The sequence below is a fragment of the Pseudonocardia sp. N23 genome, assembly GCF_002583555.1.
In the GTDB taxonomy this organism is placed as follows: Bacteria; Actinomycetota; Actinomycetes; order Mycobacteriales; family Pseudonocardiaceae; genus Pseudonocardia.
Map to the genome: position 1 here is coordinate 1 of NZ_BEGX01000003.1, position 20,164 is coordinate 20,164.

Genomic DNA, 20,164 nt, shown 5'->3' on the forward strand with positions numbered 1-20,164 from the left:
CACCGGCCGCGCACCGCCGGCCCGTGGGAGTGGCGGCACCGGCCGCGCACCACCCGCCCGTGGGAGCGGCCGCACCGGTCGCGACACCCGTGCCGGCACCGGCCGGACCCCACCGCCGCACCGGCTCCGCCCGCGGCCGCGCACAGGCCCTCGCGGCGGCCGCCGTCGCCGGCAGCACGCTGGCCGTCACCGTCCCCCTCGTCGCGCTCATCGAGAACGGCACCACCGACGTCGCCGCCTCGACCACGGCCCTGCAGCTCACCGCGGGCGACGCGGCGCAGCCCGTCGTCTCCCCCACGACGAGCCGGATCCAGTCGTTCAGCCCGGTCGCGGCGATGTCGGCCACCGGCGCCGAGCCCGTGGCCGCCGACGCCGAGTCCCTGCTCAAGGCCGTCGGGATGGCGGAGATCGCGCAGAAGGCAGCCGCCGCGCAGACCCGCGCCGAGTGCGCGGCCGACGTGTCGGGGCTTGGCCGGGTGAAGCCGTGGGTGTCGTCGGCGGCGAAGTTCCTGTCCTGCCTCTACGACGAGCCCGACCTGATCGGCGTCGCCGGCCGCGGCCGGGTGTCCGACCATCCGATGGGACTCGCGCTCGACCTCATGACCCGCGGCTCCGAGGGCGACCGGATCGCCGAGTGCGCGCTGCGCAACCGTGAGGCACTCGGGATCAGCTACGTGATCTGGAAGCAGCGCATCAACTACGGCTCGGGCTGGCAGCGCATGGAGAACCGCGGCAGCGAGACCGAGAACCACTTCGACCACGTACACATCTCGTTCGAGCGGTCCGCCGGTTCGGGGACTCCCGACGCGACCACCTGCAGCTGACCGGCCTCAGGGAACGGGGTCCTGGCCGGGCCCACCGGGTGTGATGCGGCGACGTTTCATCTCCGCCTCGTGGACGTGGCGGCGCCCGGCCGTCGTCGCCTCCCGGACCCCGCGTTCGAGGTCCTTCCAGGCGCGGTAGTAGCCGTCGTCGAACTCCTCGACGACCTGGAAGGTCCACCGGCCGGGCAGTACGTTGCGACCGACGAGCTCGGTCGCGATGCGGTCGGACCAGTCGGGATGGCCGGCGGCCCGCAGGCCGTCGACGACGTCGTCGAGCATTGCGTCGGCGCCGCCGATGAGCTGGTGGGCCTCGTAGAGCGCGCCGCGGGCCCGTTCGATCGTCTCCAGGGCCTCGGACAGCTTCCCGACGGCGGCGACGAGCTCGTCGGAGGCACCGGCGGGGCGAGCGTGGGTGGTGTCGAGCGGTTCGGTCACGGGGCGCTCTACCCACGGGGACGGGGCAGGGAAACCCGTCCGCTCCCCGCGAACACCCTCAGCCCCCGGCGAACAGGCCCCCGCCCGGCCCGGTGAGTGGCGATAGTCGCCGGAGCGACCATCGCCACTCACGACCGGGGGAACTCCTGTGCGACGTACCGACGACCCGACCGACACCCGACCTCCCGCCGTCCGCGCGCTGCCGCGGGTCGGCGACGGCACCCTCGGCGTCGACCACCGCGGCAGCGGCCGCGGCCCGCTCCGGTCGCAGCAGGAGCGGTTCGAGCGGCCGGGACCCGTGCCCCTGCCGGTCCCGCCGCAGCCGCTGCCCCCGGTGCGCCCACCGCAGCCGCTCGCCCCGGGCACCGCGGGCCCCGTGCTGCGCTATGCGGGTGCGGCGTCGGGCGACGGCCTCTACGACCGGCTGCTGGAGGAGCGGATCGTGTTCCTCGGCAAGGAGGTCGACGACGCCATCGCCAACCGCATCACCGCCCAGCTGCTGCTGCTCGCCGCCGACGACCCGCACGCCGACATCACGTTCTACGTCAACTCGCCCGGCGGCTCGGTGACCGCGGGGATGGCGATCTACGACACGATGCAGGTCATCATCCCCGACGTCGCGACGTACGCACTGGGGTTCGCGGCGTCGATGGGCCAGTTCCTGGTCACCGCCGGCGCTCCGGGGAAGCGGTACGCGCTGGCGCACACCCGGATGCTGATGCACCAGCCGTCGGCGGGGATCGGTGGCACGCACTCCGACATCGCGATCCGGGCGGGCGCCTACGCCGACATGAAGCGTGAGGTGGCCAGGCTGACCGCCCGGCACAGCGGCCGCGACGTCGAGACGATCGTCGCCGACGCCGACCGCGACCGCTGGTTCACCGCCGAGCAGGCCCGCGAGTACGGGCTGGTCGACGAGGTCATCGGCGAGGTCTGACCGCTCGGGGCACGGCTGTGACGGTGGCGGTCCGGGCGCGGTCGGGGTACGCCCCGACGTGCCGCTGCACGCGTCGCGGCGGCACCCGCTAGCGTCCTCTCCGCGAAGCTTCTGCATCGATGGAGAGGAACCACCGGAATGCGCGTGGGCGTCCTGACCGGCGGCGGCGACTGCCCCGGTCTCAACGCGGTCATCCGTGCGATCGTGCGCCGCGGGGTGCCCGAGTACGGGTACAGCTTCCTCGGGTTCCGCGACGGCTGGCGCGGACCGCTCGAGGCCCTGACCAAGCCGCTCGACATCCCGGCCGTGCGGGGGCTCCTCCCCCGCGGCGGCACGATCCTCGGCTCGTCGCGGACGAACCCGTTCGCGATCGAGGACGGCGTCGAACGGATCAAGCAGAACCTGCAGAACCTCGGCGTCGACGCGCTGATCGCGATCGGCGGCGAGGACACCCTCGGGGTCGCGACGAAGCTGCACGAGATGGGCGTCAACGTCGTCGGCGTACCGAAGACGATCGACAACGACCTGTCCGGCACCGACTACACGTTCGGCTTCGACACCGCGGTCACGATCGCGACGGAGGCGATCGACCGGCTGCACACCACGGCCGAGTCGCACCACCGGACGCTCATCGTCGAGGTCATGGGCCGCCACGCCGGCTGGATCGCGCTGCACTCCGGGATGGCTGGCGGCGCCAACGCGATCCTCATCCCCGAGATCCGCTTCGACATCGACCAGGTGTGCCAGTGGGTCGAGAGCCGCTTCCGGCTGGAGTACGCCCCGATCATCGTGGTGTCGGAGGGCGCGATGCCCAAGGACGGCGAGGAGACGCTGCTCACCGGGGAGAAGGACGCGTTCGGGCACGTCCGCCTCGGCGGCATCGGCGACTGGCTCGGCCGTGAGATCGAGGCGCGCACCGGCAAGGAGGCCCGCACCACGGTGCTCGGGCACGTGCAGCGCGGTGGTACCCCGACCGCCCGGGACCGCTGGCTCGCCACCCGTTTCGGCCTGCACGCGATCGATGCCGTCGCCGCGGGCAAATGGGGTCAGATGACGGCGCTGCGCGGCACCGACATCGTCACGGTGCCGCTGCAGGAGGCGACGAAGCAGCTCAAGGTCGTCGATCCCGCCCTCTATGCCGAGGCCTCGGTGTTCTTCGGCTGATCCGGTGGCGGGCGTGGCTCGATGCCGGCGACGCCGTCGAGCCCGCACGCGACCAGCAGGTCGGTGAGCCGCTGCGGCGCCCCGACGAACCGCAGCCGCGCCCCGCACCGGCGGGCGTGCAGGACCAGCCGCAGCAGTGTGTCGACCGCGCGCGCGTCGGGCGCGACGACGGAGCCGACGTCGCACTCGACGTCGGCGCCCGCACCGAGCAGCGCGCGCACCGCGGCCGCGGCCCGCTCGGGCCCACCCGCGCCGAACACGACGGTCTTCACGTCCATGTGACGCTGGGGACGCCCGGGACTCATCGGTCGGCCCCCGCACGTGCGCCCCGTCGGGTGACGGCCCGCACATGCACGCGGGGGCCGCCGCGCGACGTGCGCGACGACCCCCGCCCCCTGCGACGGGTCCGGGATCAGCCGAGCCCGCCGACGAGGTCGAACACCGGCGGGAGCACGGTGCCCAGGCCGAGGGTGGGGTCCGGCACGGGGACGGCCGGCGCGAAGTGCAGCACCTGCACCGGCACGGCACCCGCGACCGGTGCAGCGGGGACGGTCTCGTCGGCGTGGGCGAGACCAGTGCTTGACAGCGCCAGCGCACCGGCCCCGACGGTGACCGCCGCGATCCTGCGAACGAACATGTGAGTTCCTTTCCTGTGCGTACGGACGGGGTGTCCGTCAGCAGATCGAGTCGCTCGGCTTCGGGTTGGTGAGGCCGAACAGTGGCCGCAGCCGCAGGCCGACGAACGTCCCGCCGAGGGCGACGACGCCCCAGATCCAGCCGTGCAGGCTCATCGAGGCGATGCCGGAGAAGTAGGCGCCGATGTTGCAGCCACCGGCGAGGCGGGCGCCGTAGCCCATCGCGATGCCGCCGAGGACGGAGCCGAGCGCGAGCTTCCACGGCACCCGCTTGTGCAGCACGAACGCGCCGCCGAGCGCGGACGCGACCAGCGCGCCGACGATGACGCCGAAGTCGAGGACGGAGATGCGGTCGGCGAACACAGAGCCCTGCAGGGCCTTGGCGTTGGCGGGCACCTGGAAGTACGCCCAGCCGGCGACGTCCACGCCCAGTGCGGACAGGACCTTGCCGCCCCACAGCCCGAACGCCGAGGTCACACCCCACGCACCGCCCGAGACGAACAGGACGCCGGCGTTGAGCACCGCGAGCACGAGCGCTCCCACCCACATGGGCCACGACCCGCGCAGCACCCGCGCGATGCCGCGGGCCGACGGCGGCCGCTCGACGGGCGGAGGGGTGCGCCTGCGGGCGACGACATAGGTGATCGCCGTGATCACGGCCATGACGGCGAGCGACAGCGCGAGCGCACCCGGGAAGCCGAAGGTCTGGGCCAACGAGATCGGCGTCCCCGCCGGGATCGTCACCGTCCAGAACGTGAACGTCAGCGCGGCCAGGACCGAGCCGACGATGAAGCCGAACAGCGTCAGCACCACCGCGGTCTGTCCGCTGCCGACGGCGAACAGCGTCCCCGAGGCGCAGGAGCCGCCGACCTGCATGCCGATCCCGAACAGGAACGCGCCCACCAGCAGCGGGATGCCGACGGCCGCCACCGACGGCTTCGGTGTCCCCACCAGCGAGAACCCGCCCGCGAGCAGCACCGAGAACAGGATCGTCGCCGCCGCCAGCATCAGCATGTGCGCGCGGACGGCTGCGCCCTGGCCGACCGCCGCGAGCTGGCGCCAGCCCGAGGTGAACCCGAAGCGGGAGTGGAACAGCGTGAAGCCCAGCGCGAGGCCGAGCACCGCGGTCCCGGCCATGATCGGCCCGGCCACCCGGTCGACGACCCAGGTCAGCGCGACGGCGAGCACGAGCCCGACCGCGACGACGATCCTGTTGGCGGGCGGGGCCTGCGGCGCGCTCGGGGTGAAGGCGACGCGTTCGGCCTCGGGGACGAACCGCAGCGCGCGGACGACGGTGCCGCCCTGCGGTGGCGCGGTGTCACTGACTGTCATGGGGAGCTCCTGATCTCGGGTCTCACGTTCCGGCCAGCGGGCCGGTGACGGGCACGACGGTTCCGCCGGGGAACCAGGCCGCGGGGTTGACCGCGCCGTGGCCCATGTCGGCCATGTCGCCGGGGCCGGACATCATCGGGACGTCGACGGGTGCGGCACCGTAGAGCCGGGGCCGGTCGTCGGTGGCCGAGCGCGTCGCGACGACCCAGGCCAGGTAGCCCGACGCCGACGGCGCCGCGCCGGGGAACGTCGCCGCCAGCGCGGCCGCGTACTGCTGCGGTCCGGTGTCCTGCGGGCTGAACTCCAGCGGGAGCACCGACGACTGCGCCTGCGTCACCACCGACGGGGTGAGCAGCCACGGCGCGAGGAAGGTCCCGCCCAGATAGGTGGGTCTCTCCCCGGCCAGCAGCGTCGCGGTGCGCAGCGTGTCCGCTGCCTGCGCCCAGCCGCCGACGACGACCAGCGCCACGTCACTGCCCGGCGCGTCGACGAGCGGCACGTCGTGGCGGGCCGCCTCGTCGCGGACGACCGCTGCCGCCGCGACGGAGCGCGGGGAGTCGTCGGACATCAGCCGGATCGCGGCGACGCCGTGCTCGCCGACGAAGTTCGTCATGGCCCGCAGCGACACCGCGTCGCCGTCGGCGAGGACGTCCGACGGGCAGGACGGCATCGGAGACTCCGCGCCCGCCGCGGTCCGGGCGACGAACGTCCCCAGCAGGGCGCTCGCGCACTCCGGGCCGTCCGCGCCGCCGAGCGCCGTGGGGGCGCCCACTCCGGTCCCGACGTCGACGGGGACCGCCGCGTCGACCGGTCCGGAACGCAGTGTGAGCCGTTCGGTCCCGGCAGGGATGTCGACGACGGCCCAGCCGCCGGTCGCCCCGTCCCGGGTGGTCACGGTGACCGGCCCGGTGCCGGCGTCGACGGTGAGGCCGGCCGGTCCGGCCGGCGCGCCACCGTGATGCCCGGCGGGCGCCGCGGGCGTCGCGACCGTCGAACCGGGAGCCGGGTAGCCGGACCCGCTGACCTGCACCAGGTTCGGTCCCGGTCGCATCGGCGCGACGAGCACCGCGAGCTGGGTGCCGCCGAGGTCGACGGCACGCAGCAGCGGCTCGCCGGGGGCCGCCCCGGGTGCGGGGACGGGCAGCGCGGCCAGTGTCGCGACGGCGGCGAGACCCGCCCCCACCGCGACGGCCGCGAACCGCTTCAGCTCGACGATCCGCGCCCGGCCGGCCCGGGAGCCGGTGAGCGCCCACAGGACGGTCGCGACCGCGGGCAGCAGGACCCCGGCCGACGCGACGAGCCCGTACGGCGTCGCGAGGAGGTCGTCGAGGGTCGCGGGACCGGACACGAACAGCTGCAGGAGGCCGGCCGCGGTGGTGACGGACCCTGCCGCGATCGCGATGCGGCGCACGGGCAGGCGGACCTGAGGTGCACGGTCGGCACGCCGGGTCCCCGTGGCGTCGGGTCCCCCGGCGGCGGTGCCGCGGCCCGCTCGTGAGCCGGTCGCGCGGCGTCGGCTCGCGGCGTCGAGATCGGCGCGTGCGGTGGCCCGGTCGGCGGCACGGGCAGGTGCCCGGTCGGCCGCGGCCGACCCAGGACGCGCCACGCTCCGGGTCGCTTCCCGGCTCCCCGTTCGCGCCGTCCCCGGGGTGGCGGCGCGAGCCGCCGGCCCGGTTCCGGTCCGCGCCGACTCCCGGGTCCCCACCCGGTTCGTCACCGTCGAACGGTGACGATCTGCTCCGTTGCGGTGCAACGGCTTCTCCTCAGGGCGGGCGCCGGTCGCGTTCGTCGCGACCCGGCCGCGCGAGGCAGCTCCGGCGGGCCCGTCCACGCGGGCGTCGGCACGGGCGCCGGGGCGGCGCAGCGCAGCGTCCCTGCTCCGGTCCCGCGCTGCCCGGGCGGAGCCGGTCGCCGTGGTTCCCCCGTCGGTCGCGGGGACCGCACTCCCGCGACGGACGCCCACGGCGACCGGTCGTTCTGTGGCGCGCATCCCGGCCCGGCGGGCCGGCGCACGTCGGGACACGGGTTCGGAGGCGCGGTCGCGCGGCACCCCGTCGTCGTTGTCGTCGTCCTGGTCGTCGTTCTCGTCGGCGGTGTCGTCGTGGTCGTCGTCCCCGTCCACGCGAGGCGGGCGCACGGAGATCGCCGGGCGCGTCGACGGACCGGTCAGCACACCGAGGATCGACAGGCCGACGAGGGCCGCGGCGCCGACGGCGTAGATCACGTCGAGCACGAACGCGCCGCCCGTGTGGACGGAGCCGAGGCCGACGGCGAGCAGCAGGGTCGTCGCCACCGTGGGCGCCCCGACCCAGCGGGAGGTCAGCAGTACCGGGACCGCCAGCGCGCACATCGCGGCCACGATCGTCCCGGTCATCGTGCTCGCCCCGGTCAGATGGGTGACCTCGGCGCCGACGACCACGACGGCCGCCGCGGCCCAGGCGAGCACGGAGAGGCGGCGCGGCGGGGCGCCGCGCGAGACCGCGGCGGCGACACCGGCGCCCGCGGTGAGAGTCAGCGCGACGAGCAGCACGAGCCGCAGCAGCACCGCCGCGGGCCCGTGGCCCGGGCCAAGCTGGGCGGCGACGCGCAGCGCGTCGGATGTGTCGGCGTGCGCCGGTCCCGCCGTCACGACGAGCAGGGCCGGCACCGGGAGAAGGGGGGCCGCCGTCCGGCGGCGCCACCCCGAGGGGTGACGCCGCCGGACGGACCGGTCGGTCGAGCTACTTGACGTCGTCATCGGCGGCGACGAAGAGCATCGAGTGCGGCTTGGCGTTCCCGAAGGCGCCGTGCGGCCAGCTCTTGCGGTTGAAGTTGATGCAGGGCTGACCCGAGTTCTCGTCGCGGAACCCCTCGTCGAGACTCAGCGCGCCGTCCTCGGCCTGGTCCACGATGCAGACGCGGTGGTCACCGTCGAGACCGGTGCGGGCCACGAAGTAGTTCGCGGTTGCGATCCGGGTCGGCTGGTCGGTCTCGTGGTAGAAGCCGTCCTCGCCGATCTCGAGGTTGTCCAGCGCGCCCCAGTGCGGGCCGCTGGCCTTGGCACCCGGGTTGATCGCGACGTGCCCCAGCACCGACGGGCAGTCCGCGCCCGCGCCGCCGTTCTCGATCTCGTCCTTGGTCTCGATCGAGCAGTCGAAGTCGTCGCCGGCGTCGACGAGCTGGGAGATGTCGAGGGTGAAGACGCCACCCGCGGTTCCCGGGTCGTCCTTGCCGAGCGCGCCCGGCTTGCGGCCGATGACCGCGTGGTAGAGCTTCGTGTCGTCCGGGCTGGTCTGCAGCCAGCCGCCGTTGTCGCTGGGTCCGCCGTTGGTCACGGCCGGGTCGATCAGCTTCATCGCGGCGGTGTTGTCGAAGACCTCCTTCCACACGGGCTCGTTCGAGGTGATGTCGGGCGTGTAGAAGATCGCGCCACCCTGCATCGTCATCGCGAACGCGCCCTTGTGCCCGGGCAGGTTGGTCACGGTGGTCTCCATGACCGCACGGTTCTCGTTGTGCAGCGGGTCGGTCGCCGACGAGCGCGGGCCCTCCGGCAGGTACGACACCGCCTTGACCTTCGGATGGTTCAGGTCGCTGATGTCCCAGGTGCGGACCGTCGGGCGACGCAGGTAGGGCGACGGTGCCTTGACCGGGTCGAGGATGATCGTCCGCGGTTCGGCGTAGTCACTGGTGACCATCGCGTTCAGGTCCTCGCGGACCTGGATGCCGTGGGGGTTCGCGCAGCTCGGCTTGCCCAGCGACGGCATGTCGAGGCACTGCTTCGGGTCCTCGGCGGTGGTCGTCGCAGCCGGGGCCTCGACGAGGTTCTTGCCGTCCTCACCGATGCGCACGACCTCGCCGGGAGTACCCGCGAACCCGTTGCCGGTGCGGACCTCACCGTTGGTGTACGTGCAGGGACCCGGGACGACGGGGCCGCCCATGTAGGTGCCGTACGCGGTGCCGTCGTCGAGCACCCAGTAGGCGTCGGGCACCGAGCCGCACAGGGTCTGCGACGGCAGGCTGATGCCCGACAGGCTCAGCGCCGGCAGCTTTGCCACGTCGAAGACGTACGTCGCGGCGCTGTAGAGGCCACCGGCGTAGATCTTGTCGCCCTTGCGCCACGAGTACTGCATGTGGTGCGGCTCGTTCTCGACCAGCGGTCCGACCGTCGCGGTGTTGACGACCTTGCCGTAGGTCGGCGACCCCTGTGTGGCGTCGACGACCGCCATGAAGTCCGGGCCCGGCAGCGCGTTGCGCACCTTCTCCGTGGTGTTCGCGAGCGAGCCGGGGAGGTTCTTCACGTCGGGCACGACGGTGTCGGCGACGTTCTCGTCACCGGCCCAGACCACCAGGTACTCGGGTCGCTTGCCCTCGTCGGCGAGCGCCTCGCGGGTGGAGTCGACCGCATCGGTGTCGACGTGGTTCTCGACCCAGTAGTCCTTGCCGTCGGCACCGGTGAGCGACGACCGCACGGCCTGGATGTCGGCATAGGCGGTGTCGGACGTGGCCGGGACCGCGACGACCCCGCCGACGACCGCGACCGCGAGACCGCCGAGGAGCAGCTTGCGCCGCAACGACATGTTCCGCATCGTCAACGTCCCGGAATGATCTTCGTGGCGCCGGCGACGGACTGCCCCAGCCCGGTGACGGGCAGCCCGGCTGGCGCGACGTCGCTGAACCGGTTGAGCAGGTCGCCGTCGCGGAACGCCTCCGCCGAAGGGGTGATCGGCGGGGCGGTCGGGGCAGGCACGGGCTGGTCGGGGTCGAGGTCGGAGCTCTGGCCGGTCCCGACGGGGAGTCCGCCGGGCAAGCCGCCCGGCAGCGGCAGCGCGGGCGCCGCGAGGGCGGGCACCGCGGTCCCGATCGTGGCCGCGGCGGCGAGCAGGAGCCCGCCGATCGCGACGCGTGTCGTCCTGTGGAGTGGCACGACTGTGCACCCTTTCGATGGTTTGAGCGGGGAGCGGACCGCCGGCGTACGACGACCCGGCGTGCGCTGGGGCACGTCGGAGGGATGCGTCGTCGGTCGCCTGGCGGCGGGGATTCCGGCACGTGCGCGTCCCGTCGTCGGGGCGCGCCAGGGGGATGGCCGGAGGGTCGGCGGCGGGGCCGTCATGGGTCCGGGCGAGCCGGGCCGTGGGGCTCGCCGACGTGCGGGCGCTCCCTCGGTCAGACGGGAGGGGTCCGCAGGATCGGCGACGGCAGGACGGCCGGGTCGGGCGGGTTCAGACGGACGCCGGACACAGCGCGCTGGCCTGTCGACGGAGGTCGACATGCCGCCGGTAGGCGGCGAAACGGGCCGGAACGTGCATGTCGGAAGGATTGCCGCTGCTCCGATCGGGCGTCAAACCAGCCCCCTGGCCGATCATGCGGTGAGACGTGCATCGGTGCTGGTCCCAGACATGCCGAAATGCCCGTACATTACTGTGACCTGCAAGAACGAAGATCACTGCACGGCGACTGCACAGCGAACCCGGACCGCTGAGTGACCACCCGATCGTGTGACGCAGGCACGGGAACCCCTCCACCTGCTCGGCGCCCACCAGGGCCGCCGTGAGCCACACCGCACTCCCCCGGGCCCGACCCGACGCGCCGGCCTCCCCGGACGATCACTCCGAGTAGCACGACCGACCGCCCGCGGGTCTCCGCCCGCGACCGGACATTTGGCTGCCACCGCACCGGCCCCCGCGTCACCCGGCGCGCGACGCTGTGGGAACGCACCGACGCCGGTCCGGGCCGGCGCGCGCTCCACCACAGGGCACGGTCGTGACCGACTGACAACCCGGTCGCCGGGTTCGACGGGCGACCCGGCACCGTCCGGGTCGCGCTCGGCGGATGTCGGCAGAACCGCCGCGAGCACGACCGGGAACCGTTCGGCGGCCCGGCGTTCGCCGGGGGCCTCATCCGTGCAGGTACCACCAGGCGACGTTCGCGGCGCGGCGACCCGTGTTGCGCCAGCTGTGGGGGCGGTCGGCGGGGAACTGCAGCGAGTCGCCCTGTTCGAGCCGGTACACCTCGCCGGCGATGTCGACGGTCAGGCTGCCGTCGACGACGAGGACGAGCTCCTCACCGGACCGGACGGAGCGGGCCTCACCGCTGTTGCCGCCGGGCTCGATGCGGGCCCAGACAGCGCCGGCATGGAGCCGTTCGCCGGGCACGGCGATGGCCCCCGCCTCGACGCCCTGCGCCGAGGGCGCCCAGTCGGCGGGCGCGACGGGCCGCTCCGCGGCGCGCACGTGGACGCCGACTGGCCCGGCCCACTCGGCGTCGTCGACGAAGAAGCCGATGGGCCGGCCGAGGGCGGCCGACAGCTTGAGCAGCGTCGTGATGGTAGGGACCATGTCGCCGCGCTCGACCTTGTGGATGGCGGCGGCGGACACCTCGGAACGGGCGGCGAGCTGCTGCAGCGAGAGGCCGTGCAGCCGGCGGACCTCACGGACCTTGGGCCCGATGGCGCCGACGATGGTCTCCCACGCAGCAGGACGAGCCTGCTCGGCCTCGGCACCGTCCGGCACGGCCACGTCGGGAGCGGGGCCCTCGGGTGCGGGGCCGGCGGCGGAGGGAGCGGCGCCGTTCGACGTCGCCTTCGAGGCCGCACGTCGTCGCGGTGTGGTGGCCATGGCGTCGTCGCCTGCTTCCTCGCGTCCCCCGGACCGGCGCGGGCCGGTCCCATGAGTTCACCCGATCGTGTGGCCACGGTGGCACACCGGTCAGGACGCGTCCACCGGGCCGGCCGGGCGCCGGATCGGGACCGAGCCTCTCACCTGGAGGTCAGGTGTGGGGCAGGGCCTTGGTCACACCATTCCCTGTCTGGTCGCGGTGTACACGATCTCCGTCCGGCGGCGGACGTCGAGCTTCTCGCGCAGGTTGCGGACGTGGAACTTCACGGTGGCCTCGGAGATGAGCAGCCGGACGGCGATCTCGCGGTTGCTCATGCCGACGGCGAGCAGCTTGAGGACCTGGTTCTCGCGCTCGGTGAGCATCTGCCCGCGGGGCTTGGCCCCGCCGTCCTCGTCGCGCAGCACGTCGACGACGACGGAGGTGGTGCGTGAGTCGAAGACGCTCTCGCCGCGCAGCAGCGACCGGACGGCACGCACGATCTCGCCGGTCTCGACGCCCTTGCGCAGGTAGCCGTGCACGCCGCTGCGGACGGTGCGGAGCATGACGTCACGATCACGGCAGTTGGTGAGCACGAGCACCCGGACACCGCGACGGCGCTGCAGCAGGGTCCGCGCGACCTCGACGCCGACGCGCTCGGCGCCGCCCGCACCGGACCCGCCGCCGAGCTCGATGTCGATGATGACGAGGTCGGGGCGGCACCGGTCGGCGATCAGGAGCGCGTCGCGGGCGGTGCCGGCCTCGCCGACGACCGCGAGATCGGGTTCGGCGGCGAAGAGCTGCCGGAGGCCGAAGCGGACGATCCCCTCGCCGTCGACCACGAGGATGCGCCCAGTGCGTTGTCCGATTGCGTGGTCCCGGTCCGCGTCACGCGCGTTCCCGGGCCTCGCGAGTACGGCGTCGACGGTCATCGGCGGTGCCTCCTCGTACTTCTGGTCCGGGCGCCGTCACGTGCTCGGCGCCCCACTGTCGGCAACGTAGCGAGCGCCACGTTGCGCGTTCGTTGCACTGACCACTAGGTGAGGTCGCCCCTCGCTTGCCTGCGTCGACGCGGGTGGGCGATGATGCACAGGGGTCCGGAGCACCGCGTACCACCCGTCGACGATGCGGGAAGGGGGCACGTGTCGAGTCCGCGATCCGAGCGCCGGGGTGTCGAGGACCCGGTGGCGCGTGCCCGCACGCTGTCCGAGGTCTTCGACGACGTGATGTCCGCGGGCGGCCCGTCGACCCGGCTCGCGGGCGAGGGCCAGGCCCCCCGGCCGATCATCTCGGCGTCGTGGCAGCGCAGCCTGGCGGCGCACGTCGATCCCGAGAAGCCCACCCCGCCCGTGGTGTTCTCCTCCGACGACCTGCCGACGTTGCGCGCCGACCACCCGCTGAACTCGGTGATGCCACTGCTGCGCAGCACGCTCGTCAGCATCGCCGACGAGGCGATGCACGTCATGCTGGTGACCGACGCCGAGGGCCACATCCTGTGGCGTGACGGCGCGTCGCGGCTGCTGACCGACGCCGACCGGGTGGGGCTGTTCCCCGGGACGCAGGTCAGCGAGGAGAAGATCGGCACCAACGCGATGGGCACGACGCTGGCCCTCGACGCGCCCGTCCAGATCCACTCGGCCGAGCACCTGGTCCGCGCCTTCCACGCGTGGACGTGCGTCGCGGCCCCGGTGCACGACCCCGACACGGGCGCGATCGTCGGCGCCATCGACATCAGCGGTCCGCTGCACACGGCGCACCCGGCGCTGGTGCAGCTGGTGTCGACGACGGCGACGCTCGCGGAGAACCAGCTGCGGGTGCGGGTCGCGATCGCCGACGAGCGGCTGCGCATGCGCAACATGCCCCACCTGGCGAGCCTGCGCGGCGCGCCGGGGGCGCTGGTCACACCGACCGGCCGGATCATCGCGGGCGAGCCGTACGGGCGCTGGCCCGAGCGCGTCGCGATCACCGAGGGCTCGGACCGGGTGATGCTGGCCGACGGCCAGGAGATGCTGGTCGAGCAACTCGCGGAGGGGTTCCTGCTGCGGGCGGCGACGGCGGCGTCGCGGCCGTCCCCGCGGTCGGCGCTCTCGATGCGGTTCATGGGCGACGGGTCGCCGCGGCTGACCCACGACGGTCGGCCGGTGCCGCTGACGCTGCGTCCCGCGGAGGTGCTGACGATGCTCGCGCTGCACCCGGACGGGGTGTCCGGCGAGCGGCTGGCGCAGATGCTCTACGGCGACGACGGCAACCCGACGACGGTGCGCGGCGAGATCCACCGGTTGCGGGCGTCGATCGGGTCCGGCGTGCTGCGCACCAGGCCGTACCGGCTGGACGCCACCGTCGACAGCGACTTCGGCGCGGTGCGCGCGGCCCTGCAGGCGGGGCGCGTGGAGGCGGCGCTCGCGGCGTGCGGAGGACCGTTGCTGCCGAGGTCGGACGCGCCGGAGATCCGGGAGCTGCGCGACGAGCTGGAGGCGGGCCTGCGCCGGGCCGTCCTCGACACCGACGACGCCGACCTGCTGCACACCTTCGCGGGGCATCCCCTGGGTCGCGGCGACCTCGAGGTGCACGACCGGCTGGTCGCGATCCTGCCGCCGGGTGACACGCGGCTGGCCGCTGTCGCGATGCGCCGCGCGCGCCTGCTGCGCGACTGACCTCCGCGGAACCTCGGGCGACGGGGCCTCAGCCGGGCGGCAGCTCGGTGCGCCAGCGCTCGTTATAGCGCTCCTTCTCGGCGGCGATCTCGTCGGCCCTGTCCTCGTTGCGGACGCCCGCGGCCGTCCCCAGGGGCCAGCCTGCCTTGACCGCGCGGTGCTCGGCGGTCTCGTACATGTAGGCGAGCGAGTAGAAGTAGCCGAGGATCAGCCCGGAGAGGACTGCCAGGGCACGCACCCACGCCTGGCCGGGGATGAAGACGTAGAGCAGGATCGCGATGGGCGCGAGCTGGATGGTCGTGCGCGCGAGGTGACGCAGCTGCCAGGTGCGGGTGCTGACGTCGTGGAGCACCCAGTCCTTGTACGCGGCGGGCAGGCCGGCACCGAAGGCGTAGAGGAGCCAGCGCAGGGGGCCCGGGCGACGCGTCGTGCTCATTTCTCACCCCAATGATTGGTGTACAAAACAAAGGTACGCTGTCGGGGTGACCCACGTGCACCGGAGTGACCGAACCGACGTCGGCGAGCCGGTCGACCTGCTGAAGCTCGACCGACAGGTGTGCTTCGCGCTGGCGGTGGCCGCGCGCAACGTCATCGCGCTCTACCGCCCGGTGCTCGAGCCGATGGGTCTGACGCATCCGCAGTACCTGGTGATGCTCGCACTCTGGGAACGCTCGCCGCTGTCGGTGAAGGACCTCGCCGGGCTGCTCGCGCTCGACCCCGGCACGTTGTCGCCCTTGCTCAAGCGCCTGGAGGCCGCAGGGCTCGTCGTGCGGCGCCGCTCGACCGAGGACGAACGCGTCCTGGCCGTCACGCTGACCGACGAGGGCGCCTCGCTGCGGGCGCAGGCGGAGCAGGTGCCGCCCGCGATCATCGCCCGACTCGGCATGCCGCTGTCGGAGCTGGAGTCCCTGCACGCGTCCCTGACCTCGGTGATCGCCGCCGCCCGCCCCTGACCGACGGCGGCGCGGAGCCGCTGTGCACGCCCACTCGCAGCGGGTACCCCGTGCGGGTGGCCGCCCATAGCCGCGTGCCTTCGTATCCAATAGTGTGCGCAGGTCTACTATGAGACGCGACTGCACCGGCCCGACGAGACGCCACGCGCGGGCCGCAGCCGTGATCGACACCCGGGCGCCGGGCGCCCCGGGCTTGCGTCAGAAAGGTGTGGTGTGCATGGACAGCGTTGCCGATCTCGGTGGTGCCACCGGCTGGGGAAAGGTGTCCCCGCCGCCCCCGCAGGACCAGGACCCCCCGTTCCACGACGCATGGGAGGGCCGGGCGTTCGCGCTCACCCTGTTGGCCATGGGCCGGGTGTCGGGGCAGAACCTCGACGCGTTCCGCTACGCCCTCGGGCGGCTGGACTCCAAGTCCTACTTCGACGACGACTACTACGGCCGCTGGCTGAACGCGTCGGAGCTGATGCTCGTCGAGTCCGGGATCATCGCCCCCGGCGCCGTCGACGCGAGGGCCCGAGCCAACGCGGGCGAGTCCGTCGAGCAGCCGGCCGACCCCGAGCCGAACAAGCCGGACTATGCCCCGACCGCCGCCGGTTCGCTGCGCCAGGTCGAGGAGGCCCCGCGGTTCGCGGTGGGTGACGCCGTCACCGTCGTGACCGACGTCGAGTCGGACGCGAACAAGCTGCCCGCCTACGTCCGCGGCCACCGCGGCGTCGTCGAGGCCATCCAGCCCGCGCACGTGTTCCCCGAGACCCACGCCCGGTTCCTCGGCGAGAACGCCCAGCACGTCTACTCGGTTCGGTTCACCTCCACCGAGCTCTACGGGTCCGACGCCGAGCCGTTCGAGCTGACCATCGAGCTCTTCGACAACTACCTGCAGGACAAGGAGAACGCCGCGTGAGCACCGCCCTGAACCCCGACGAGCACCTCGACGGCTCCGGGAACCGGATCAGCCCCGCGCTGCGCACCGAGGCCCTCGAGCAGCTCCTCACCGAGCGCGGCCTGGTCGACCCGAACGTGATGGACAAGTTCATCGCCACCTACGAGACGGCCGTCGGCCCCCTCAACGGGGCGAAGGTCGTCGCCAAGGCGTGGACCGACCCCGAGTACAAGGCCCGGCTGCTCGCCGAGGGCACCGCCGCCATCAAGGAGCTCGGCTTCGCCGGCCCCCAGGGCGAGCACATCGTGGTCGTCGAGAACAGCGACAGCGTGCACAACGTCGTCGTCTGCACCCTCTGCTCGTGCTACCCGTGGCCGGTCCTCGGGCTGCCCCCGGCCTGGTACAAGGATCCCGCCTACCGCGCGCGGGTCGTCCGCGAGCCCCGCAAGGTGCTCTCGGAGATGGGCTGTGAGGTCGGCGACGACGTCGAGATCATCGTGCGCGACTCGTCCGCCGAGGTCCGCTGGCTGGTACTCCCGCAGCAGCCCGCCGGCACCGAGGGCTTCTCCGAGGAGGAGCTCATCCCGCTGATCACCCGTGACGCCCTCGTCGGCGTGGCGCACATCAGCGCTCCCTGATTCCCGAGGAGGAAGTGGTCCGATGAGTGCGGCCCCGAACCTGATCGACCTGAACGCCGACGAGAACTCGGCGCCCCCGAGGGCGAACGGCGAGCTCGTGTTCGCCGAGCCGTGGGAGTCCCGCGCCTTCGGCATGGCACTGACCCTGCACGACTCGGGGCTGTTCGCCTGGCCGCAGTTCCAGGCCGCCCTCATCGCCCGCATCGCCGGGTGGGAGAACCACCATCCCGAGGGTGAGTGCTTCTCCTACTACACGCAGTGGCTCGGCGCGCTCGAGGACGTTCTCGCTGGTGACGGAACCGTCTTCACCGACGAGATCGCCCAGCGCGTCGAGGAGCTCGCGGCCCGCCCCGCGGGTCACGACCACCGCGACGACGAGCACGGCCACGGCCACGGCCACGGGCACGGCCACGGGCACTGACCTGCCCCGCACGGCGCTGTCCGCGAACGACGGCCGCACCCCATTCGGGTGCGGCCGTCGTTCGTATCCGCACGTGTTCCGGACCACTTTTCGTGAGCCTTCCGGACCGCATTTCCCGTCCCACCCCGCGCCATTCCCCGGCGATTTCCGCCCAGCACGTGATTACGCGGCCCACACCCCGATATCCGCTGTTGAGGCATGGTTACGGACGGATGCCGAGAGCCGATCGGAGTACCGAGTCCGAGTAGAGTCCACGTGGTGACGACGGGCCTGCGCATTCGCTTGCTCGGCCCCTTCACGGTCGAGGGCGCTCTCGCGGGCCCCGTCCCCACCGGGAAGGCGCGGAGGGCACTCGCCGTGCTCGCCGAACGTCGCGGCGAGTTCGTCTCCGTGGGCACGCTGGTCGACGCCCTCTGGGACAACGACGAGGCCCCGGAACGGGCCGACCGCAACATCGCCGCTCTCGTCAGCAGGCTGCGCAAGGCGATCGGCAAGGAACGCATCGACGGGTCCGCCGCCGGCTACCGGCTCGTCGCCGACGACGTCGCGGTCGACCTCCACGAGGCCGTCGACCTCGTCGAGACGGCGGAGTTCGAGCTCTCCCACGGCCGCAGCGCCCTGGCGTCGACGAGCGCCGAGCACGCCGCGAAGCTCCTCGACGCCGACGTCCCCCTCGCGGGCGAACACGACGGCCCCTGGGTCGACACACTGCGCCGGTCGGTGAAACGGCTGCTCCGCCGCGCCCGGATCTGCTGGAGCGCCGCCGCCGTCGAGCTCGGCGCGTTCGACGCGGCCGTCGAGATCGCCTCCACGGCCCTGCGGGACGACCCGTTCGACGAGGAGGCCTGCCGCACCGTCATGCTCGGCCACCAGCGGGCCGGGCGTTCCAGCGCGGCGCTCGTCGCCTACCGCACGCTGCGCGTCGCGATGTCCGAGCAGCTCGGAAGCGACCCCTCCCCCGCCACGCAGGCCCTGTTCCTGTCGGTGCTGCGCTCCGAGAGCCCCAACGCGATCGACCATCCCTCGCGCCAGCCCCACGTCGGCGTCCCCGACCGGGTCGAGCCCGTCGTCGGCCGCGACACCGAGCTGGCCATGCTGCGCGAGCTGTGGGAAGGCGCCGCCGCGGGCCGCCCTGCACTGACCGTCGTCACCGGCGAGGCCGGCATCGGCAAGAGCGCCCTGGTCACCGCCTTCGCCGCCGAGCCGCGTCGCACCGGTGGGCTCGTCCTGCGCGTCGACTGCTTCGAGGCCGAGCGGTCGCTGTACCTGCAGCCGCTCGTGGAGGCGATCCGCACCGTCGTGCACCGGATGGCGCCCGCGGAGGTGCGGGAGGTCGCGGGCAACCGCATCGGCACGCTCGCCGAGCTGGTGCCCGAGCTGGTGGGCGTCGTCGGCGAGACGCCCTACACCCGGGCGGCGCCCGAGCTCGAACACCGCCGCAGCCTCGACGCGCTCGCGGGCTTCATCGTGCGGCTCTCGGCCCGCCAGCCGGTGCTGCTGATCATCGAGGACATGCAGTACGCCGGCACCCCGACGCTCGAGGCCCTGCACCTGCTGGCCGGGCACTGGGAGGGCAGCCGCGCGATGGTCGTCCTCACCGAGCGCACCTCGGAGGACCAGCCGGTCACCGACATCCTGCGCGACGTCGCGCGCCGCATCGACCTGGGTCCGCTCACCCACGCCGACGTCGGCGTCCTCGTCGAGCGGGCCGGCACCGGCCACGACCCCGACCAGCTGCTGTCCTGGACTGGCGGATCGCCGCTGTTCCTCACCGAGCTGCTGCGCCAGCCGCCGCCGTCGTCGTCGCGCGGCGGGGTACCGGTCCCGCCCACGCTGCAGGACTCGGTCGCCGGACGCATCGAGCACGCCGGCGAGCCGGTCGCGTTGCTCCTCGCGCAAGGCGCCGTGCTCGGCATGGCCTTCTCCCTCGACGACGTGGCCGAGCTGAGCGGGCTCGACGTCGAGGACTGCGCGCGGCGCGCGAGCCGGGCGCTGCGGGCGGGCCTGATCATCACCCAGGGCGAGAGCTTCCGGTTCAGCAACGACATCGTCCGCCAGGTCGCCTACGCCTCGATGCCCGAGCCGGTCCGCATCTCCCGGCACCGCCGGGCCGCCCGGATGCTGCGTGGCCGTCCCGAGGCCGCCGCGCGCCACCTCGCCGAGGCCCGCGACTGGTCGGGGGCGGTCACGGCGTGGCTCGCGGCGGCGCACGTCGCGCACCTCGGCTTCGCCCACATCGACGCCGAGCAGCTGATCTCGCAGGCCGTGGAAGCCGCACGGACCGTCGGCGAACCCGACCGGCTGGCCGAGGCCCTGATGCGCCGCGGCCGGGCCCGCGGCGACCTGGGCCGCTACGACGACGCCCGCGCCGACCTCGACGAGGCACTCGCCCTGGCCCGCGACGTCGGCGACTCGGAGCTGGAGGCCCGCGTCCTGGAGCAGCTGGGCTGGACCGCCCTCTACGCCCGCGACGCCATGGCCGCCGTCGACCTCGCCGAACAGGCCACCGAACTCGCCGAGAGCGCCGCCGCCGCACCCGGCGCGCTGCCCAGCGCCACACTGCTGCTCGGACGGGTCCGGCACTGGGACGGCGACTACGACGGCGCGGGCGAGGCCTACGAACGCGTGCTGGGCTCCGACCCGGGCGACCCGACCACCGCCGTCGCCCTGGCCTACCGGGGTGCGCTCCTGCAACACCTCGACCGCTTCGCCGAAGCCAAG

General features: G+C 73.5%; 19 protein-coding genes. 9 read left to right on the forward strand and 10 right to left on the reverse strand.

All coding sequences use genetic code 11. The features are described from left to right. Nucleotides 1–824 (forward strand): hypothetical protein (locus tag TOK_RS01760; protein WP_216361815.1); only part of this gene is annotated, 824 nt, incomplete at its 5' end. Nucleotides 825–830: 6 nt separating this feature from the next. On the opposite strand, the gene TOK_RS01765 is transcribed toward TOK_RS01760, so the two are convergent. Beyond that, complete coding sequence (locus TOK_RS01765) at nt 831–1,259, reverse strand: hypothetical protein (RefSeq protein WP_098955999.1); 429 nt, start codon at nt 1,257–1,259, stop codon at nt 831–833. A 376-nt stretch (nt 1,260–1,635) separates the two neighbouring features. Between TOK_RS01765 and TOK_RS01770 the strand changes: the two genes are divergently transcribed. Next, nucleotides 1,636–2,196: an ATP-dependent Clp protease proteolytic subunit gene (locus TOK_RS01770; protein ID WP_098956010.1), complete on the forward strand. Its 561-nt coding sequence runs from the start codon at nt 1,636–1,638 to the stop codon at nt 2,194–2,196. Between the two features lie 138 nt (nt 2,197–2,334). Further along, nucleotides 2,335–3,360, forward strand: coding sequence for a 6-phosphofructokinase (locus TOK_RS01775; protein WP_098956000.1), 1,026 nt, complete (start codon nt 2,335–2,337; stop codon nt 3,358–3,360). Here TOK_RS01775 and TOK_RS01780 read toward each other — a convergent pair. From TOK_RS01780 to TOK_RS01815, 8 genes are all read right to left on the reverse strand, one after another. Further along, a complete protein-coding gene (locus tag TOK_RS01780; protein WP_172457349.1) occupies nt 3,330–3,638 on the reverse strand; it encodes an STAS domain-containing protein in 309 nt (102 codons plus the stop codon). The two genes, TOK_RS01775 and TOK_RS01780, sit on opposite strands and share 31 nt — an antisense overlap. A gap of 134 nt (nt 3,639–3,772) precedes the next feature. After that, a complete protein-coding gene (locus TOK_RS01785; RefSeq protein WP_098956002.1) occupies nt 3,773–3,997 on the reverse strand; it encodes a hypothetical protein in 225 nt (74 codons plus the stop codon). A 37-nt stretch (nt 3,998–4,034) separates the two neighbouring features. Beyond that, nucleotides 4,035–5,327: a YeeE/YedE family protein gene (locus tag TOK_RS01790; RefSeq protein WP_098956003.1), complete on the reverse strand. Its 1,293-nt coding sequence runs from the start codon at nt 5,325–5,327 to the stop codon at nt 4,035–4,037. Nucleotides 5,328–5,349: 22 nt separating this feature from the next. Continuing rightward, nucleotides 5,350–7,974, reverse strand: coding sequence for a hypothetical protein (locus TOK_RS01795; RefSeq protein WP_098956004.1), 2,625 nt, complete (start codon nt 7,972–7,974; stop codon nt 5,350–5,352). 73 nt (nt 7,975–8,047) lie between these two features. Beyond that, nucleotides 8,048–9,883 (reverse strand): selenium-binding family protein, encoded by a 1,836-nt coding sequence (locus tag TOK_RS01800; protein ID WP_253258127.1) that lies wholly within the window; start codon nt 9,881–9,883, stop codon nt 8,048–8,050. 11 nt (nt 9,884–9,894) lie between these two features. After that, entirely contained in the window at nt 9,895–10,230 is a 336-nt protein-coding gene (locus TOK_RS01805; RefSeq protein ID WP_098956005.1) for a hypothetical protein, read from the reverse strand. A gap of 970 nt (nt 10,231–11,200) precedes the next feature. Next, nucleotides 11,201–11,920: a helix-turn-helix domain-containing protein gene (locus TOK_RS01810; RefSeq protein WP_216361816.1), complete on the reverse strand. Its 720-nt coding sequence runs from the start codon at nt 11,918–11,920 to the stop codon at nt 11,201–11,203. 174 nt (nt 11,921–12,094) lie between these two features. Then, nucleotides 12,095–12,829: a response regulator transcription factor gene (locus tag TOK_RS01815; RefSeq protein WP_098956006.1), complete on the reverse strand. Its 735-nt coding sequence runs from the start codon at nt 12,827–12,829 to the stop codon at nt 12,095–12,097. A 294-nt stretch (nt 12,830–13,123) separates the two neighbouring features. On the opposite strand from TOK_RS01815, the gene TOK_RS01820 reads away from it, so the two are divergent. Beyond that, on the forward strand, nt 13,124–14,551 hold the full coding sequence (locus TOK_RS01820; RefSeq protein ID WP_253258128.1) for a helix-turn-helix domain-containing protein: 1,428 nt from the start codon (nt 13,124–13,126) through the stop codon (nt 14,549–14,551). Nucleotides 14,552–14,579: 28 nt separating this feature from the next. Here TOK_RS01820 and TOK_RS01825 read toward each other — a convergent pair whose 3' ends face one another. After that, the gene (locus TOK_RS01825; RefSeq protein WP_098956007.1) at nt 14,580–14,987 is read right to left on the reverse strand and encodes a DUF5313 family protein; all 408 of its coding nucleotides are present in this window, start codon (nt 14,985–14,987) and stop codon (nt 14,580–14,582) included. 46 nt (nt 14,988–15,033) lie between these two features. On the opposite strand from TOK_RS01825, the gene TOK_RS01830 reads away from it, so the two are divergent. The 5 genes from TOK_RS01830 to TOK_RS01850 all read left to right on the forward strand — a co-directional run. Next, the gene (locus tag TOK_RS01830; protein ID WP_305775552.1) at nt 15,034–15,504 is read left to right on the forward strand and encodes a MarR family winged helix-turn-helix transcriptional regulator; all 471 of its coding nucleotides are present in this window, start codon (nt 15,034–15,036) and stop codon (nt 15,502–15,504) included. A 217-nt stretch (nt 15,505–15,721) separates the two neighbouring features. Further along, nucleotides 15,722–16,405, forward strand: coding sequence for a nitrile hydratase subunit beta (gene nthB, locus TOK_RS01835; protein WP_098956008.1), 684 nt, complete (start codon nt 15,722–15,724; stop codon nt 16,403–16,405). Next, nucleotides 16,402–17,022 (forward strand): nitrile hydratase subunit alpha, encoded by a 621-nt coding sequence (gene nthA, locus TOK_RS01840; protein WP_216361817.1) that lies wholly within the window; start codon nt 16,402–16,404, stop codon nt 17,020–17,022. The genes nthB and nthA overlap by 4 nt, the downstream gene beginning before the upstream one ends. Before the next feature lie 22 nt (nt 17,023–17,044). Continuing rightward, nucleotides 17,045–17,443, forward strand: coding sequence for a nitrile hydratase accessory protein (locus TOK_RS01845; RefSeq protein ID WP_098956009.1), 399 nt, complete (start codon nt 17,045–17,047; stop codon nt 17,441–17,443). 258 nt (nt 17,444–17,701) lie between these two features. After that, nucleotides 17,702–20,164 (forward strand): AAA family ATPase (locus TOK_RS01850; RefSeq protein ID WP_098956016.1); only part of this gene is annotated, 2,463 nt, incomplete at its 3' end.

What these genes read in the sequence shown, in the direction of transcription:
- TOK_RS01845 (WP_098956009.1), top strand. Translation starts at nt 17,045, where the DNA reads ATGAGTGCGGCCCCGAACCTGATCGACCTGAACGCCGACGAGAACTCG.
- TOK_RS01800 (WP_253258127.1), bottom strand. Translation starts at nt 9,883, where the DNA reads ATGTCGTTGCGGCGCAAGCTGCTCCTCGGCGGTCTCGCGGTCGCGGTC.
- nthB (WP_098956008.1), top strand. Translation starts at nt 15,722, where the DNA reads ATGGACAGCGTTGCCGATCTCGGTGGTGCCACCGGCTGGGGAAAGGTG.
- TOK_RS01785 (WP_098956002.1), bottom strand. Translation starts at nt 3,997, where the DNA reads ATGTTCGTTCGCAGGATCGCGGCGGTCACCGTCGGGGCCGGTGCGCTG.
- TOK_RS01810 (WP_216361816.1), bottom strand. Translation starts at nt 11,920, where the DNA reads ATGGCCACCACACCGCGACGACGTGCGGCCTCGAAGGCGACGTCGAAC.
- TOK_RS01790 (WP_098956003.1), bottom strand. Translation starts at nt 5,327, where the DNA reads ATGACAGTCAGTGACACCGCGCCACCGCAGGGCGGCACCGTCGTCCGC.
- TOK_RS01825 (WP_098956007.1), bottom strand. Translation starts at nt 14,987, where the DNA reads ATGAGCACGACGCGTCGCCCGGGCCCCCTGCGCTGGCTCCTCTACGCC.
- TOK_RS01820 (WP_253258128.1), top strand. Translation starts at nt 13,124, where the DNA reads ATGTCCGCGGGCGGCCCGTCGACCCGGCTCGCGGGCGAGGGCCAGGCC.
- TOK_RS01780 (WP_172457349.1), bottom strand. Translation starts at nt 3,638, where the DNA reads ATGGACGTGAAGACCGTCGTGTTCGGCGCGGGTGGGCCCGAGCGGGCC.
- TOK_RS01775 (WP_098956000.1), top strand. Translation starts at nt 2,335, where the DNA reads ATGCGCGTGGGCGTCCTGACCGGCGGCGGCGACTGCCCCGGTCTCAAC.
- TOK_RS01815 (WP_098956006.1), bottom strand. Translation starts at nt 12,829, where the DNA reads ATGACCGTCGACGCCGTACTCGCGAGGCCCGGGAACGCGCGTGACGCG.